Origin of the sequence: Pseudomonas sp. 2FE (assembly GCF_005503735.1) — a bacterium.
In the GTDB taxonomy this organism is placed as follows: Bacteria; Pseudomonadota; Gammaproteobacteria; order Pseudomonadales; family Pseudomonadaceae; genus Aquipseudomonas.
This window is the reverse complement of sequence record NZ_SCMO01000005.1, coordinates 132406-146994: the sequence shown is the minus strand read 5'-3', so window position 1 is coordinate 146994 and position 14589 is coordinate 132406. Positions and strand designations below refer to the sequence as shown.

General features: G+C 63.9%; 10 protein-coding genes. 1 reads left to right on the top strand and 9 read right to left on the bottom strand.

From position 1 onward, the window contains the following. Positions 1 to 47: 47 nt before the first annotated feature. The 8 genes from FFS12_RS11235 to FFS12_RS11200 form a co-directional block, all read right to left on the bottom strand. Positions 48 to 872, bottom strand: a complete 825-nt coding sequence (locus FFS12_RS11235) for an NAD(P)-dependent oxidoreductase (protein ID WP_137886905.1) — start codon at positions 870 to 872, stop codon at positions 48 to 50. Positions 873 to 943: 71 nt separating this feature from the next. After that, positions 944 to 3544: an EAL domain-containing protein gene (locus FFS12_RS11230; RefSeq protein WP_137886904.1), complete on the bottom strand. Its 2601-nt coding sequence runs from the start codon at positions 3542 to 3544 to the stop codon at positions 944 to 946. A gap of 114 nt (positions 3545 to 3658) precedes the next feature. Next, complete coding sequence (locus FFS12_RS11225) at positions 3659 to 5656, bottom strand: acetyl/propionyl/methylcrotonyl-CoA carboxylase subunit alpha (protein ID WP_137886903.1); 1998 nt, start codon at positions 5654 to 5656, stop codon at positions 3659 to 3661. Between the two features lie 90 nt (positions 5657 to 5746). Then, a complete protein-coding gene (locus FFS12_RS11220; protein ID WP_137886902.1) occupies positions 5747 to 6556 on the bottom strand; it encodes an enoyl-CoA hydratase/isomerase family protein in 810 nt (269 codons plus the stop codon). A gap of 187 nt (positions 6557 to 6743) precedes the next feature. Further along, positions 6744 to 7904 (bottom strand): citronellyl-CoA dehydrogenase, encoded by a 1161-nt coding sequence (gene atuD, locus FFS12_RS11215; RefSeq protein WP_137886901.1) that lies wholly within the window; start codon positions 7902 to 7904, stop codon positions 6744 to 6746. A gap of 90 nt (positions 7905 to 7994) precedes the next feature. Further along, the gene (atuC, locus tag FFS12_RS11210) at positions 7995 to 9611 is read right to left on the bottom strand and encodes a geranyl-CoA carboxylase subunit beta (protein WP_137886900.1); all 1617 of its coding nucleotides are present in this window, start codon (positions 9609 to 9611) and stop codon (positions 7995 to 7997) included. A gap of 4 nt (positions 9612 to 9615) precedes the next feature. Further along, positions 9616 to 10485, bottom strand: a complete 870-nt coding sequence (locus FFS12_RS11205) for an SDR family oxidoreductase (protein ID WP_137886899.1) — start codon at positions 10483 to 10485, stop codon at positions 9616 to 9618. Positions 10486 to 10537: 52 nt separating this feature from the next. Next, a complete protein-coding gene (locus FFS12_RS11200) occupies positions 10538 to 12382 on the bottom strand; it encodes an acyclic terpene utilization AtuA family protein (RefSeq protein WP_137886898.1) in 1845 nt (614 codons plus the stop codon). 239 nt (positions 12383 to 12621) lie between these two features. Between FFS12_RS11200 and FFS12_RS11195 the strand changes: the two genes are divergently transcribed. After that, complete coding sequence (locus FFS12_RS11195) at positions 12622 to 13242, top strand: TetR/AcrR family transcriptional regulator (protein WP_218568973.1); 621 nt, start codon at positions 12622 to 12624, stop codon at positions 13240 to 13242. Positions 13243 to 13337: 95 nt separating this feature from the next. Here the strand turns inward: FFS12_RS11195 and rpoS are convergent, their stop codons facing one another. Then, on the bottom strand, positions 13338 to 14372 hold the full coding sequence (gene rpoS, locus FFS12_RS11190; protein WP_137886897.1) for an RNA polymerase sigma factor RpoS: 1035 nt from the start codon (positions 14370 to 14372) through the stop codon (positions 13338 to 13340). Positions 14373 to 14589 lie beyond the last annotated feature (217 nt).

The following is a 14589-nucleotide window of genomic DNA, read 5'->3' as shown; positions in this document are numbered from 1 at the left end:
TGTACCCCTCTCCCGACGGGAGAGGGGCTGGGGAGATGTGACGCCAATCAATCCACAAACAAATCCGCAATCAGCGAACCGCCGGCCGGATCGAATCGGTAGTGCTCGAACTCGCTCTGGCCCTGTTCGCGCAGGATTTCCTCGTCGATCAGCAGGCGGCCGCTGATGCTGCGAGCGCTGCTCGAGAGGATGGCGTAAGCCGCGTCGGCCATGATCGCCGGCAGGCGCGCGCGCTTGAAGGCCTCGCGGCTGCCCAGTTCGAACTCGATGGCGGCGGTGGCGATCATGGTCTTCGGCCACAGCGAGTTGACGCTGATGCCGTACTTCTTGAATTCCTCACTCATGCCCAGAGTCAGCATGCTCATGCCGTATTTGGTCACGGTGTAGGGGCCGTGCTGGGCGAACCATTTGCTGTCCATACTCAACGGCGGCGAGAGGTTGAGGATGTGGCCGCCGGCGCTGTTTTTCAGGTAGGGCAGCGCCGCTTGGCTGCAGACCATCACCGCGCGGGTGTTGATCTGGAACATCAGGTCGAAGCGCTTGGGCTCCAAGTGCTCGACGCCGACCAGCTTGATCGCCCCGGCGTTGTTGACCAGGGCGTCGATCCCGCCGAAGTGCTCGGCGGCTTGGGCCATGGCGACTTTGACGGCGTGCTCGTCACGTACATCGAGTTGCAGGGCCAAGGCCTTGCCGCCTGCCGCTTCGACTTCAGCGGCGACGCTATGGATGGTGCCGGCGAGCTTGGGATGGGGCTCGGCACTTTTGGCCGCGATGACGATATTGGCGCCGTCCTTGGCCGCACGCAGGGCGATCTCGCGGCCGATACCGCGGCTGGCGCCGGTGATAAACAGGGTCTTGTTGGCGAGTGTCATGTGGCTCCTCCGGTGTTGTTGTTATGGCTTGAGCTGACAAAAAACAATCCTGATCGATCTAGGTGGCGGCCTCAGGCGTCGACCTCGCGGCGCAGCAGCGCGCGCAGTTGTTCGACGGGCAGCGGTTGGCTCAGGTAGAAGCCTTGTGCCTCGTGACAGCCGTCCCGCTGCAACAGGCTCAGTTGTTGCTGGTTCTCCACCCCTTCGGCGGTGACAGTCATGGACAGCGCGTGTCCCAGCCCGATGATGGCCTGGACAATGGCGCGGCTGTCCGCCGAACCGTCGAGGCCGGCGATAAAGCTGCGGTCGATCTTCAGGGCATCGAAGGGGTAGGCGCGCAGGTAGTTCAGGGATGAATAGCCGGTGCCGAAGTCGTCCATGGACAGGCGTAGGCCGAGCGCCTTGAGTTGCTTGAGGGTCACCAGTGCGCCCTCGGCATCCTCGAGCATCACGCTCTCGGTGATCTCCAGCTCCAGCCGGGCGGCGGGCAGGCCGCTCTCGTCGAGGGCGGCCTTGACTTGGGCGACCAGGTCGCTACGGCGGAACTGCAAGGGCGACAGGTTCACCGACACCAGCAGCGGCTGCGGCCAGCGCATTGCCTCGCGGCAGGCGCTGCGCAGGACCCAGGCGCCCAGCGGGGCGATCAGCCCGGTTTCCTCGGCCAGGGCAATGAAGCGCTCCGGGCCGAGCAGGTCGCGTTGCGGGTGCTGCCAGCGGACCAGGGCCTCGACGCCGGCCAGGCGCAAGCCGTCGAGCCGGTAGCGCGGCTGAAAGTGCAGGCACAGCTGGTCGTCCCGGCCGAGGGCCAGGCGCAGGTCCTGTTCCAGTCGGCGGCGTTCGACGATGCGCTCGTTCATCTCGCTGGCATAGAAGCGCCAGGTGCCGCGGCCACCGGCCTTGGCCTGGTAGAGGGCGATATCGGCGTAGCGCAGCAGTTCATCGACCTGGCTGGCGTCGTGCGGGGCCATGGCGATGCCAATACTGGCGCCGATGAATACCTCCTGGTCCTCGAGCCGGTAGGGCTGCTCGATCTTCTCGATCAGGCGCGCGCACAGGTGTTCGACGTCCTGCTGCGCGTAGATACCGCTGAGCACCATGATGAATTCGTCGCCGCCGTGCCTGGCCACCAGATCCTCGTCGCGGGTGCACTGGCGCAGGCGCTGGGAGACCTCATGCAGCACCCGGTCGCCGGCCGCATGGCCGAGGGCGTCATTGATCGGTTTGAAACGATCCAGGTCGATGCTCAGCATCACCAGCGGCTGGTCGATGGACGGCAGGGTACTGAGTTTGCCTTCGAGAAATTCGCGCAGGCGGTTGCGGTTGGGCAGCCCGGTGAGCGAATCGTGCTGCGACAGGTGCTGGATTCTGGCCTGCGCCTCGACCTCCTCGGTGATGTCGCTGGCGGTGCCGCGATAGCCGCCCAGGCTGGGGGTTTCCTTGAGGATCGGACGAGCGGCGATGCGGCAGATGTGCTGGCGGCCATCCCGGGCCAGGTAGCGGCAGTGCAGGGGCGCGCGGTCGTCGCTTTGTCCCTGGCGGCTCTGCAACCAGTCGAGCAGGGGCTGGCCGTCGCCGCTGAGCAGCTGGTCCAGGGAGCGCCCGAGCCAGGCGCTGGGGGGGTGGCCGGTGACCGCCTCGAAACGCTCGGAGAGATAGGTCAGACGGTGCTCGGCGTCGATTTCCCAGAGCCAGTCCGAGGCGGCTTCGGCGACGTCGCGAAAGCGTTCCTCGCTGGCCGCCAGTGCGGTGCGGCTGTTCGTCAGGCGGTTGTAGTTGAGATCCATCAGGCGCGCCGTCGCCATGGCGTTGCGCAGCACCAGCCAAGTCAGCACGGCCAGTACCAGCCCCACCAGGGCCAGCAGCGGCAGGACCACGCTCAATAGGTCGCGGCCCGGCTGGGCCTGGTCCCAGCGCAACAGCAGCGGCGCCCCCGCGGCGCTAGGCTGTGACAGGGTAGGGGTGGCGGCGTCCGCGGTATCGGTCGGGATGCGCAAGTTGGCCAGCGCGTAATCCTGGCCGTATTCGTGGAGTTTTTCCGCGCTCAAGACATCGACGAACAAGAGTACCGAGGGGGCTCCTGGAATCGTGGCGATCTGCGGGTCGCTGCCGGTGGTGAAGCCGGCGGCGGCCACCAGCGCGGGGCGTTGCCCGACCCACATGATCTCGACTAGGGGTTGTTCGTCTTGCGCCGCCGCGCGGGCCCGGGCCAGCAGCGCCGCGACATCGCCTTGCAGCCACTGCCGCGCCTCCAGTGTCTGCAACTTACCCTCGATCACCGCGTAGACGGTCTTACCGTCGGGAGCGACGACGAATAGGCCGTCGTAGGCGAAGTTTTCGTACAAGGAGGGGCCCATGTTCTGCCGGGTATAGGCCCATTCGAGGTCGACTTGGGTATGCAGATGCTGATAGGCATCGCCCCAAAAGGCATAGTCGCCAATCGTCCGGGCTATATTCTGCTTGCGCGCCTCGAGCGCCTTGCTGGCGAAGAACAGGCTCTGCTCGCGGGCCTGGCGGTCCTGATCGAGGGCGATATGCACCAGGGAGATGGCGGTCACGACGAAGGCGGTCAAGAGCAGCCCGGCAATAGCCAGCAAGGTACGGCGGTTAAAAGCAGCACTGAATCGAGGCGAGCCTTGCAGGGTGGCTTGGCTTTCATGCTGGGAAAATGACATTCACTATCCTTATCTGCGCGCAGGCATGACGGCAAAAAAGCCTTGTGCCATCAATCGGCGGACAGCTTAACCAGCCTAAAAGACATCAGCTACCTCGCAAGCGACGATTCCGTTCTACAAGTCCGCTTCCACCTCCGGCTCTACCTCTAGGAGCAACTGCCGACCTTTCACCTGCTCGCCCTGGCTCACCTGCACGCGCCGGACTATGCCGTCGACCCCGGCCTTGAGTGGGTGCTCCATCTTCATCGCTTCCAGCACCACCAGCAGTTGGCCCTTGCTGACCCTTTCGCCTTCGGCCACCAGCACTTCGACTATGGCGCCATCCATGGGCGCCTTGAGCGAGCCGGAGCTGGCGGCGTTCTGCCCGCCTGCCGGTTCGTGGGTGACGTCGGTCAGTTCCAGATTGCCGTTGCGGCCATACAGCCAGAGGTTTTCGCCGGAGTGATGATAGGCAAGGCGCTGGCGCACACCGTCCAGCTCCAAGCTGGCCCAGCGGCCGTCAGCCTTGAGCAGGCGCAGGCTGAGCTCGATTTCGCCGACGCGGGCATGCAGTTGTGGCTGAGTGCCGGACTCGATCACTGCCAGTTCCACCGCCAGCTTGTGCTCGCCATGCTTGAGCACGAAACGCCAGGGTGCGTTGCCGGCGTTACGCCAGCCGGACAAACCGGGCTGATGCGCGCGGGCCTGCGCCGAGGCTTGGTAGAGCAGGGTCGCAGCGCTCGCCAGCTCAGCCGCTGAGGGTGCTTGCGGGCTCAGGCTCGGGTCAGCTTGAAAGTGCTCACCGATAAAGGCCGTGGTGGCGTTCCCGGCGGCGAACTCCGGGTGCTTGAGCAGGTTGGCGAGGAAGCGCTGATTGCCGTTCACGCCCAGGAGCACGCAGTCCTCGACTGCACGGATCAGCTTGCGCCGCGCCTCGTCACGGCTGGCGCCGTAGGCGATGATCTTGGCCAGCATCGGGTCGTAGAACGGCGTGACCTGTTGACCTTCGACCAGGCCGTGATCGATGCGGATGCCCTCCAGCAACGCCGGTTCCCAGCGCAGCACTTCGCCGGTTTGCGGGAGGAAGTCGTTGGTCGAGTCTTCGGCGTACAGGCGCACCTCCATGGCATGGCCGGTGAGGCTGATCTCCTCCTGTTTAAGCGGCAGCGGCTGACCTTCGGCCACGCGGATCTGCCAGGCCACCAGGTCTTGCCCGGTGATCAGCTCGGTCACCGGGTGCTCCACCTGCAGGCGGGTGTTCATTTCCAGGAAGAAGAACTCGCCGCTCCGATCGAGCAGAAACTCCACCGTGCCGGCACCGACATAATGGACCGAAGCGGCGGCCTTCACCGCCGCTGCGCCCATGGCTCGGCGCAGCTCGGCGGTCATGACCGGGCTGGGGGCTTCCTCGACGACTTTCTGATGGCGACGTTGCACCGAGCAATCGCGCTCGCCGAGGTAGACGATGTTGCCGTGCTGGTCGCCGAAGACCTGGATCTCGACGTGGCGTGGCTGGATCACCGCGCGTTCCAGGATCAGCTCGCCGGAGCCGAACGCGTTTTGTGCCTCCGAGCGGGCGGTGCGCAGCTGTGCGAGCAGCTCGCCGGCTGCATGTACCAGACGCATGCCACGCCCGCCGCCGCCGGCACTGGCCTTGATCATCAGCGGGTAGCCGATGCGCTCGGCCTCGAAGCTCAAGACCGCCTCGTCCTGCGCCGCGCCTTCGTAGCCGGGGATGCACGGCACGCCGGCTGCGAGCATGGCGATCTTCGACAGACGCTTGCTGCCCATCAGATGGATGGCTTGAATGGTCGGGCCGATAAACACGATGCCGGCGGTTTCGCAGGCCTGGGCAAATTCGGCGTTTTCCGAGAGAAAGCCGTAGCCGGGGTGTATCGCATCGGCGCCGGTCTTGCGGGCCGCGGCGATGATGTTGTCGATCTTCAGGTAGGACTGATTGACCTGCGCCGGGCCAATGCACACGGCCTCATCGGCCAGTTGTACATGGCGGGCATCGGCGTCCGCCTCGCTGTACACGGCAACGGTGCGATAGCCCAACTGGTGCGCCGTGGCGATTACCCGGCAGGCGATCTCACCGCGGTTGGCGATCAGGATCTTGTTGAAGGCTGGCATTTTGTTAGCGGACTCCTGACGTTCAAACCACGAGGTTCAGTTCCCTCTCCCCGTTGGGGAGAGGGTTAGGGAGAGGGGAGTAAAAGGCCATCACTCTGCCCACTTCGGCTTGCGTTTTTGCACGAAGGCCAGGGTGCCTTCGACCCCTTCGGCGCCGACTACCGCTGCGGCGAAGAGCCCGGCGGCGTGATCGAGCAGCGGGCCAAGGGGCTCGCTTTCGGTCGCCAGCAGCAAGGCTTTGGTCACCGCGTTGGCGCCCGGCGCGCACTGGCGAACCTGTTCCAGTACCTCGCTCAAGCGCTTGGCCAGTGCCTGCGTATCGCTCTCGACGAAATGCACCAGGCCCAGCCGTTCGGCTTCACGGCCGTCGAAGCGGGCGGCGGTCAGGGCCAGGCGGCGGGTCTGGGTCAGGCCGATGCGCTTGACCACGAACGGCGCGATCTGCGCCGGGATGAGCCCCAGGCTGGCTTCCGGCAAACCGAACTTGGCGTTGACCTGGGCGATGGCAATATCGGACACGCAGGCCAGGCCGAAGCCCCCCCCGAGCACCGCGCCTTCGAGTACGGCAATCACCACCTGCGGCGCGCCTTGCGCTTCCTCGAGCAGGGCGCCGAACGCGCGGTTCAGTTCGCGGTAAGCCTCGGCGCCTTCGGCTTGAGCGCGTGCGCGGGCACCGGCCATATCCTTGATGTCGCCACCGGCACAGAAATGCCCCCCCGCACCACAGAGCACCAGGGCGCGCACGTCGCGGTCAGCGCGTACGGCCTTGAGCACCGCGCGAAGTTCCTCGACCATTTCGAGGCTCATGGCATTGCGGCTCTCGGGGCGGTTGAGGGTGACGTGCAACACGCCGCCCTGGCTTTCCATCAGCAGGGTTTCGCAGTTCGGCAATGGACTCATGCCTGCGTCCTCATGGTTGATTTTTTCACGGCTGGCCGGGCGTCGATCAAATCCGGGCCTTGCCAGCGGTGTGGGTTAACTCGTAGGGCGTACTCGCCGAAGGCAGTACGCCATTGATTGGCGGGCTGCCATTTCTTCGGATTGATTGGCGGACTGTTCGCTTCGCTCCTGAGTCCGCCCTACGTGTTCAGCCTTTTTTCTTGCCGGGCAAGATGCCCATCAGTTTGCAGATGATGCCGAGCATGATCTCGTCGGCGCCGCCGCCGATGGAAACCAGCCGCACGTCGCGGTAGGCCCGCGATACCGGGTTGTCCCACATGAAACCCATGCCGCCCCAGTACTGCAGGCAGCTGTCGCTGACTTCACGGCCGAGGCGGCCGGCCTTGAGCTTGGCCATCGAGGCCAGCTTGGTCACGTCCTGACCGCGCACATACAGCTCGGTGGCCTGGTAGACGATGGCGCGCAGGCATTCGATTTCGGTCGAAAGCTCGGCCAGGCGGAAGTGGATCACCTGGTTGTCGAGCAGCGCAGTGCCGAAGGTTTTGCGCTCCCTGCAGTACTCGATGGTGCTGTCGACGCAATACTCCAGGCCCTTGATCATGTTGGCGGCGCCGAACAGGCGTTCTTCCTGGAATTGCAGCATCTGCATCATGAAGCCGGCGCCTTCGTGACCGATGCGGTTGCGCTGCGGCACGCGAACGTTATCGAAGAACACCTGGGCGGTCTCCGAACTGCGCATGCCCAGCTTGTCCAGGTGCGGGCTGAGGCTGATGCCCGGGCTGTTCATCGGCACCACGATCAGCGACTTGTTGATGTGGGGTTTGTCGTCCGAGGTATTGGCCAGCAGGCACATAAAGTCGGCTGATGGGGAATTCGTAATCCACATCTTGCTGCCGTTGATGACATAGTCGTCGCCGTCTTTACGAGCGGTGGTCTTCAGTCCGGCGACGTCGGAGCCGGCGCCGACTTCGGAGACGCCGATGCAGCCGACCCTCTCACCGCTGATCGCCGGGCGCAGGAACTCTTCGCGCAGCTCATCGGAGCCGAAGCGAGCCAGGGCCGGGGTGCACATGTCGGTTTGCACGCCGATGGCCATCGGGATGCCGCCGCAATGGATGGTGCCGAATTCTTCGGCGGCGACTATCGAGTAGCTGTAGTCGAGCCCCATGCCGCCGAATTTTTCCGGTTTGGAGATACCCAGCAAACCGAGGTCGCCGGCTTTCTTGAAGATCTCGTGGATGGGAAAGGTGCCGGCCTTTTCCCATTCGTCGACGTGCGGGTTGATTTCCCTGTCAACGAAATTACGGACGGTGCGGCGTAGCTCTTCGTGTTCCTGGGTAAAGATCATCTTCTTGTTCTCCTGTGTTTGTAGGGCGTACTCGCCGAAGGCAGTACGCCGTAAGCGCTTGGCGGGCTGCCGCTGCGCGGCGAGGCCGCCCTACAGACGGGCAACTCCAAAGGTATTGGCCTTGAGCGGACGCACTTCGGCCTCCGCACAGATATCGAGCAGGTAGCCGAGCAGTTTGCGAGTGTCGCGCGGGTCGATCAGGCCGTCGTCCCACAGGCTGGCGGTGCCGTACAGCGCGGTGGACTGGCTGTCGAGCTTCTGCGCGGTGACGCTTTCCAGCATGTCGAGCATCGCAGGATCGGCGTCTTTGCCTTCCTTGCGGTGCTTGTCCTCGGTGACGATGCGCAGCACCTTGCCGGCCTGGGCGCCGCCCATCACCGCGGTGCGGCTGTTGGGCCAGGCGAAGATAAAGCGCGGATCCAGTCCTCTGCCGCACATGGCGTAGTTGCCGGCGCCGTAGGAGCCGCCGACGACGATGGTCAGCTTGGGTACGCGGGCGTTGGCCACCGCCTGGATCAGTTTGGAGCCGTGCTTGATCACGCCGTGCTGTTCGGACTCGGTGCCGACCATAAAGCCGGTGGTGTTGTGGAAGAACAGGATCGGCGTGTTGCTCTGGTCGCAGAGCTGGATGAACTGTGCGGCTTTGACCGCGCCCTTCGGCGTGATCGGCCCGTTGTTGCCGATAAAGCCGCAGGGCTGGCCTTCGATCTGCAGGTGGCCGCAGAGGGTCTGGTTGTCGAACTCCGGCTTGAAGTCGAGATACTCCGAGCCGTCGGCGATGCGCGCGATGATCTCGCGCACGTCGTAGGGCTTCTTCGGGTCGGCGGGGACAATGCCGAGCAGTTCCTCGACCGGATACAGCGGTTGCTTGAAGGTTTTTTGCGGGCGCTGCGGCAGTTGCGCGTTCCACGGCAGCATGCCGACGATTTCCCGCGCGATGCGCACGGCATCGGCGTCGTTCTCGGCCAAGTACTCGGCGGTGCCGGCGACCTGGGCGTGCATCTCGGCGCCGCCGAGTTCTTCATCGCTCGCCACTTCACCGGTGGCGGCTTTCAGCAGCGGCGGGCCGGCGAGGAACATTTTGGCCTTGCCACGGACCACCACCACGTAATCCGACAGGCCCGGCTGGTAAGCCCCGCCGGCGGTGCTGGAGCCATGCACCACGGTGATCTGCGGCAGGCCCATGGCCGACATGCGGGCCTGGTTGGCGAAGCCGCGTGCGCCTTCGACGAAGATCTCCGCCGCGTAATTGAGGTTGGCGCCGCCGCTTTCCGCCAGGGTCACCACCGGCAGTTTGTTCTCGAAGGCGATCTGTTGCAGGCGTAGGGTTTTCTTCAGGCCGCTGGGCGAGATGGTGCCGCCCTTGATCGCGCTGTTGCTGGCATTGATCAGGCAGCGCACGCCGGCGATATAACCGATGCCGGAGATGATCCCGCCACCGGCCTGGGTGCCATCCTTGTCGTCATGCAATTTGTAGCCGGCCAGCGAGGCCAGTTCGAGGAAGGGCGCGCCGGGGTCGAGCAGCAGGTTCAAGCGTTCGCGGGGCAGCAGTTGGCCGCGCCTATCGAACTTGGCTTTGGCCTCGAAGGCCTTGTCCAGCACCTTCTGCTCGAGCTCGCGAAAGCTGGCGATGCTCGCCAGCATGGCCTCGCGGTTCTGCGCGTAGCCTTCGCTGTGGGCGTCTAGTTCGGACTGAATAACCGGCATCGCGTTACTCCTGATCCTTCAATACATCCGGTAGGAAGGCCCGGTGGAAGCCGTTGTAGGACTTGCTGTTCTGCGCCTTGTGCAGCGGCCAGGCGCGGCTGCCCTGGGTGGCGGCGCCGTCGATGCGGATGCAGTTGCCGCTGATAAAGGACGCGCCCGGCGACAGCAGGAAGACGATGGCCGCCGAGACTTCCGATTCGGTGCCGATGCGCTTCAACGGCACGTGCTCACGGAGGGTGGGGATCACGGCCTTGAACGCGCCTTCGTAGGTGTCCATGCCGCTGGAGGCGATCCAGCCCGGCGCCACGGCATTCACCCGCACCCCGGCGTAGCCCCACTCGAACGCCGCAGTCTTGGTGAAGTTCTCCATACCTGCCCTTGCTGCCCCTGAATGGCCCATGCCGGGCATGCCGCCCCACATGTCGGCGAGCATGTTGACGATGCTGCCGCCGTGCTTGCTCATGGACTGGTTGAACACTTCGCGGGCGACCAGGAAGCCACCGACCAGGTTGGTGCGCACCACGGTCTCGAAGCCTTTCTGGTTGATCGAGGCGAGCGGGGCGGGGTACTGGCCGCCGGCGTTATTGACCAGATGGTGGATCGGCCCGCGTTCGGCAATCACCGCGGCGACCATGGTTTTGACCGAGTCTTCCTCACGAATATCGCAGACCTGCCAGCTGACGCTGCCGCCGTCTTCGACGATTTCGCCGGCCGTCTTTTCCAGCTTGTCCAGCTTGCGCCCGACCAGCACCACATGGGCGCCGAGGGCCGCTAGTTCATGGGCGGTGCAGCGGCCGATGCCGCTGCCGCCGCCGGTGACCAGGATGGTCTGGCCGCTGAACAGGCCGGATTTGAAGACTGAGTCGTATGCCATTGTCGTTGTCCTTTTTGTTCTTGTTGCAAGCCTTCGGTGCGCACAGCGCACCCTACGTGGCATCGGCAGCGGTTTTGTAGGGTGCGCCGTGCGCACCGGCCAGACGCTCGGCCAGGGCCTTGGGCACCGCCACCGGGAATTCCAGCAGTTGCTGGGCGAAGGCCTTGCCTTGCGGGTCGATACGCAGGCTGGCGACACCGCCGCCGCCCAAGGCGTTTTCCAGCAGGAAGTTCAGGCCATGGCAGCCCGGCAGGTACCAGCGGCTGATGCGCCCGGTCTGCGGATCGAGCACATGGTTCATCCAGTCGGCGAGTGCTTCGACGCTGAGTGCCTCGGCGATCCAGGGCAGGTACTCGGGCTTGCGCGCCATGACCCCGATATTGCTGTGGTTGCCCTTGTCGCCGGAGCGCGCCACCGCTAGTTTGATCAGGGCCACGCTGGCATCGGCAACTCCATCCCCAACTGCGCGCGGCTGCTCGGGTTCGCTGGCGTCAGGCAGGGCGGCGGGGTCGTAAGTGGCGAGTTGTGGCAGGGCTACCGCGCGGCGTTCGCCGTCAAGCTCGACCTCAAGCTGGCAGGCGCTCTTATCGACCAGGAAGGAGAACAGGCGGATCACCGGGTACACCGTCGGCCGGCCGCCGACTATGCCGGTCAGCCCTGGCGCCATGCCGGTGGCGGCCTGGGCGATCTCGCGGGAGAACAGCACCAATGCTTCTTTCTTGCTGTGGCGGACGGCCAGCTTGATCACCACTTCGCGGGTGTCTTGGCGTCGGCCGTGGGGGCCGTAGGTCGCTTCGCTGCCGAGCAACTCGACGCTGACTTCCCGATAAGGCCCCCAGCCGCGTTCGGCGAAAATTTCCTCGGTTTTGGCGATGATCGCCTGGCTCACCCGTTCGGCCTTTTTCACCGCGTCGATCCCGGCGATCAGGCAGCTGGCGGTGCAACGGAAGCCATCGGGATGGGTGGCCGACACCTTGTACTGCGCGGTGGCTGGCAGACCTCGGGCGCTGGCGACGGCGACACGGTTCTGCCCCGCTTGGGCCAGGGTCACCTGGCTGAAGTCACAGACCACATCCGGCAGCAGATAGGCGCGTGGGTCGCCAATCTCATAGAGCATCTGCTCGCCAACGGAGAAAGGCGTGACCAAACCGCCGGAACCTTCCGGTTTAGTCACGACAAAACGGCCATCGGCTTGCACCTCGATCACCGGGAAGCCGATATGTTCATAGTCCGGCACCGACTCCCAGTCGGTGAAGTTGCCGCCGGTGCACTGCGCGCCGCATTCGATGATGTGCCCGGCCAGTGCGGCCTGGGCGAGCTTGTCGTAATCGCTCCAGCTCCAGCCGAACTCATGCACCAGCGCGGCGCTGACCACCGCGCTGTCGACCACGCGGCCCGTGATGACGATATCGGCGCCTTGCTCGAGTGCTTCGACAATTCCCGGGGCGCCGAGGTAGGCGTTGACCGAGACGCACAGCGGCGGCAGTGCGGCGCCGGTGAACATCTCGCGGATGCCGGTTTTGCTCAACTCGGCGAGCTTTGGCTGCAGGTTGTCGCCATACAGCACGGCGATCTTCAACTGCACGCCGGCCTTTTCACAGGCGGCGGCCAGGGCCTTGGCGCAGGCTTGCGGATTGACGCCGCCGGCGTTGCTGATCACCCGGATGTTCTTTGCGGCGATCTCTTGCAACAGCGGCGCGAGCACTTCGATGAAGTCGCCGGCATAGCCTTGCTCGGGGTTTTTCATCCGCGCGCCGGCCATCAGCGACATGGTGATCTCGGCCAGATAGTCGAACACCAGATAATCGAGGTCGCTGCCGCGGACCAATTGAGCGGCGGCGGTGGAGGTGTCGCCCCAGAAAGCAGAGGCGCAACCGATGCGTACGGTCTTGGTCATTGGCGTTATCCGCAACACCTGAAGTGGTGCGATAGACACTACCAAGCAAGCGCTTGGTTGAAAAGCCCTATGGGTGAGCTTTCTAACCTAAAGAGTGGCCAAGCGCTTGCTTGGTTGACCCTTCAAGCATAGATTTCACCAATTACGACAAGCACTTGCTGGAATCTCGGACCCTCTGTGCGCTTTGCCAGGGGTTTACAGGTTGCGCAAGCGATAAGACCGGTGGGAGAGAGACAAGCGTGGATGATCGACAAGCCCAGGCGGTGATGCGTGACTTGGTAGCCAGCGGCCAGCTCACCGATCCGGACAGCGCGCGCGGCAAGCTGCTGCAGACCGCCGCGCACCTGTTTCGCAGCAAGGGCTACGAGCGCACCACGGTGCGCGATCTGGCCGGTGCGGTGGGGATTCAGTCCGGCAGCATCTTTCATCACTTCAAGAGCAAGGATGAAATCCTCCGTTCGGTAATGGAGGAAACCATCCGCTACAACACGGCCTTGATGAATGCGGCCTTGGCCGAGGCGAGCAACGTCCGCGAGCGGGTGCTGGCGCTGATTCGTTGCGAGCTGCAATCGATCATGGGCGGCACTGGCGAGGCCATGGCGGTGCTGGTCTATGAGTGGCGTTCATTGTCCGACGAGGGCCAGGCCTACATCCTCGATCTGCGTGATACCTACGAGCAGCTCTGGCTCGAGGTGCTCGGCGAGGCCAAGAGCGCCGGGTACTTCAACGGCGATCCGTTCATTCAGCGGCGTTTTCTCACCGGGGCCTTGTCTTGGACCACCACCTGGTTCCGCCCGGAAGGGCCGATGACTCTGGATCAGTTGGCTGAAGAGGCCTTGTCCTTAGTCATCAAGTCATGAGCGCTCAGCGCGCTAAGAAGGCTAGTGGGGGGCTAACTGCGTAATCGCATGCACTTGACCATCACGTCGGTGCTCGCCCAGCGGCTGGGGCTGGGTTATTGGAACAGGGCGTCGCTGGAGAAGCCATTCTTCTCCAGAATCGTGCGCAAGCGTTTGAGCGCCTGGGCCTGGATCTGCCGCACCCGCTCGCGGGTCAGGCCGATGCTCTGGCCTACTTCCTCCAGGGTGCAGCCCTCATCGCCGTGCAGGCCAAAACGACGCACCAGCACCTCGCACTGTCTATCGGTGAGTTCCAACAGCCACTCTCTGATGCTCAGCGCCAGCTCGTTGTTCTGCAGCAACTCGCAGGGATCGCTTGGCTGGTCGGCGGTGAGGGTGTCCAAGAGGGTCTTGCCGGACTCCGGGCCTAGGGCGGTCTCCACCGATGACACCTGTACATTCAAGTCCCGTATGTGCTCGACCTCGCTCACGGTTTTTTCCAACAGTCTGGCGATCTCTTCGGCCGAGGGCTCATGATCGAGCTTGCGCGTCAGCTCGTGGGCGGCACCCAGGTAAGCATTGAGCCTCTTGGCCACATGGATCGGCAAGCGGATGGTCCGGGTCTGGCTCATGATGGACTTCTCGATGTTTTCGCGAATCCACCAGGTGGCATAGGTTGTGAAGCGGTAGCCAAGTTCGGGGTCAAACTTATCCACCGCGTGGATCAGGCCGAGGTTGCCTTCTTCGATCAGGTCCAGCAGAGACAGACCGCGGTTGACGTAGCCGCGGGCAATCTTCACCACCAGCCGCAGGTTGCTCTCGATCATGCGCTTGCGTCCTTGCGGATCGCCTTGCTGCGCCAGGCGCGCGAAGTGCAGTTCTTCCTGCGGGGAGAGCAGGGGGGAAAACCCGATTTCGTTCAGATACAAATGAGTGGCATCGAGCGCCTGTGCGTAATCGATGGACTTATGCTGTTTCGCGGGGCTGGGCTGTCTGTATTTGCTCTGTGCGGGTTCTTCTGCAGCGGCCAGGCTCAGCAGTATAAATGCCGGGGCGGCACCCTTCGACAGACGCCAGTTGGCATAGTCGTTAGCGGCGCCAAACTGCTGGCGTTGATCTACATCAAGGGCATTTCTGACTATAAAGGCCATGTTACTTATCCACAGACTCCTTCTAGACCTAGAGCATGTAGGCGTTTCCGGAATAGCTAAAGATGCGGAAGTCGAGTCAAATTTGGCGACTTTGGTCCGGCATAAGGGTCAGACTTTGGTCTGATAAGACTTGGGATGGACAGGGAACCGATGGTCGTTCCTATTCCGCTCCGGGTGAGCCGGAGGGGACGGGTGTTTGCAGCAATGCGGGGACGAC